At 33.8% G+C, this 2,314-nt stretch carries 5 protein-coding genes; all 5 read right to left on the reverse strand.

Going from position 1 to position 2,314, the window contains the following annotated elements; all coding sequences use genetic code 11:
• A partial coding sequence (locus SORDD16_RS12075) for an RHS repeat domain-containing protein (protein WP_241734059.1) occupies positions 1 to 184 on the reverse strand: 184 nt, incomplete at its 3' end.
• A gap of 158 nt (positions 185 to 342) precedes the next feature.
• A complete protein-coding gene (locus SORDD16_RS09580; RefSeq protein ID WP_061453267.1) occupies positions 343 to 948 on the reverse strand; it encodes an immunity 26/phosphotriesterase HocA family protein in 606 nt (201 codons plus the stop codon).
• A gap of 2 nt (positions 949 to 950) precedes the next feature.
• A complete protein-coding gene (locus SORDD16_RS09585; RefSeq protein WP_128973508.1) occupies positions 951 to 1,349 on the reverse strand; it encodes a hypothetical protein in 399 nt (132 codons plus the stop codon).
• Between the two features lie 112 nt (positions 1,350 to 1,461).
• Positions 1,462 to 1,878, reverse strand: a complete 417-nt coding sequence (locus tag SORDD16_RS09590; RefSeq protein ID WP_061453269.1) for a hypothetical protein — start codon at positions 1,876 to 1,878, stop codon at positions 1,462 to 1,464.
• A 23-nt stretch (positions 1,879 to 1,901) separates the two neighbouring features.
• Positions 1,902 to 2,314, reverse strand: a 413-nt coding sequence (locus SORDD16_RS09595) for a hypothetical protein (protein WP_061453270.1), incomplete at its 5' end; no start/stop codon positions are given.

Genomic DNA, 2,314 nt, shown 5'->3' on the forward strand with positions numbered 1-2,314 from the left:
CATTGAGATCCTGATTATCTTTTTTGCTCACTACACGGTTGGCGGCATCGTAGCTATACTCTGTTACCAAACCACTAGAATGCGTCTGCTTGATGAGACGATCAAGAGCATCGTATTCTTGCTTTACAGTGGTTCCGTCTGGAAGAGTCACTGCCTCCAGTTGAGCCGTTGAGGTATAGGTCATCGTAGTGACATTGCCATTGGCATCGGTGACCTGAATCGGATAGGCCAGTTCATTATAGGTGTACTGAGTCTTGCCACCATTATAGCTGATGGTGATAGTATAAAACTCTCGATGAAAAATTTCTTCGAGAGTTTTTAATGATTATCGCAAAGTTCAAGCTACTCAGTTTCTTCTAATAAGGAGGGATTAATAATTAATTCTCTTTCAATTTCCAATCCGATTCCACTGATAGTCGTTATTCCATGCATCCCTAATATTTTAGGTTCTTTATCCAATAATTCCCCAGTCTCTTTACAGAAAAAGTTACCTTTAAAATGAATACTATAGAATCCAAAATCCAGCTTTTTCTCTTCCTCTGTTAAGGGAATATTAGCGATAGTATGGAAATATCCTTTTTTCCAATATTCATCACCTACAATAGCAGGTGGAATTAACAAGTTAGAATAATCTGGCTTGTATTTATCAATATTTTTTTCATGAGTATTTCCTTTAAAGATAAATACAACATGTTTCCCTTCCACAAAAGAATCAGGAACTTTTCTAACTATATTAGAAACCAGCACTTTACCATAAAAGTAGATTCCCTCCCTAGGAGACACAAGAAATACATCTCCCACTTTTGGAATTGACCTACTTTTTTTAATCACTTTTAGTTGATGAGTAGCTGCCTTTGTATCATAAAAGTTATCTAACTCCTTCTGAATTTCTAAATTTAAACTCTCAAAATGTTCTTTTCTTCTTAAAGCTATTAGATTTGTATTCATTATTAATTTCCTCCATTAAGATATTTTTCTGCCCATTTCATCGTCTCATCATACATTTTATTTTTAGGGCTAATACTATTGATTTTATTCAATTTATTAGCATTGCCATTTTCAATGAGATACTGCTCCACAGCCCTAGCCTGGTTTCTTGTCAAATCACTATATTGTTCATTGAGTTTTACAAAATTCTTACCTTGACGATTATGTTGATACAATCTTGATTCTAAATTTTGTTTTGTTATTCCTGTATAAACAGCATCTCCAGTATTAGCATCCATTCCATAATAAACACTATTATTAGACGAACCTTTATTTAACCAATTGTTAAAATGATTATCTTTAGATGTTACTAAATTAACTTTAGGCTTCTCCGCAAACATTTGGAGATTCTCTAATGTCATTGGTAGACGTCTGCCTGTCGGCTTCGTCGTCACCACATCAGCCTTAGGAGCCTTCTTATGCCTTAATTTTAGTATGTTTACACACGCACTTAATGTTTCCTATATTAAAAATTTAAAAAGTGCTCTTCCAGAAAAAATCATGTTCTGATCGTTTGATTCTTTCCACAGTAACATCCCTAGAAATGATATTGAACTTGACTAATCCTTCTAAAACTATCCTGGTTTGAAAAAAACTGCCATCGTAATATTCAAGAGATATCTCTTGACAGGTATACAAGTGATTTTGTGTAAAATCTTTTACTTTAAATTTTTTGCGATTTTGTGCATCTGTCTCATAATTCAGTGCTGCACAAGCAAGGAAACTGACTTTCCAACATTCCTCTAAATCTACTTTATTCTCATGATAACTTTCTACATATAGATGAACTTCATCACCAAAATATAATATTTGTAAATCTAGAATCCTACAATCCCAATAGTCAGTCTGATTTATCTTATCCTGCTTCTCCCTTATTTCAAAGTGTTTCATTAATATTACCTCAATTTCTGATGTTATTGGTCATTAATCCAAGGAACATGTGCTTCCGAACTACGATAATCAACTATTTTCCCATTTATATCTAAAGAATTTTGGGCACCATCATAAAAATGCATATGAGGATAATTTGTTTTAGAATCTGGTGGATCAATTCGAATTATCGGTTTAGGATTTACATTGTCATAAATGTGTACAAAACCATTATTATTTTTTAACTCCCATCCCTTTGGTAAAGCTCTCTGGATACTCTCTAAGCTCATATTAGAAATTTGTCTCGGTGATAAATTATCAAGTGTTGACAATGGTTGCAATGTTCCACTATATTGTTGTGGTCCATATGGCCTTAACGGTTTTAGAGGTCCATTATCTGGTTGGGGGCCGTAAGGTGAACCTGTACCATTCAAATTTAATTTTTTCCCACATTCCG

Source organism: Streptococcus oralis, from assembly GCF_001578945.1.
Classification (GTDB): Bacteria; Bacillota; Bacilli; order Lactobacillales; family Streptococcaceae; genus Streptococcus; species Streptococcus oralis_Q.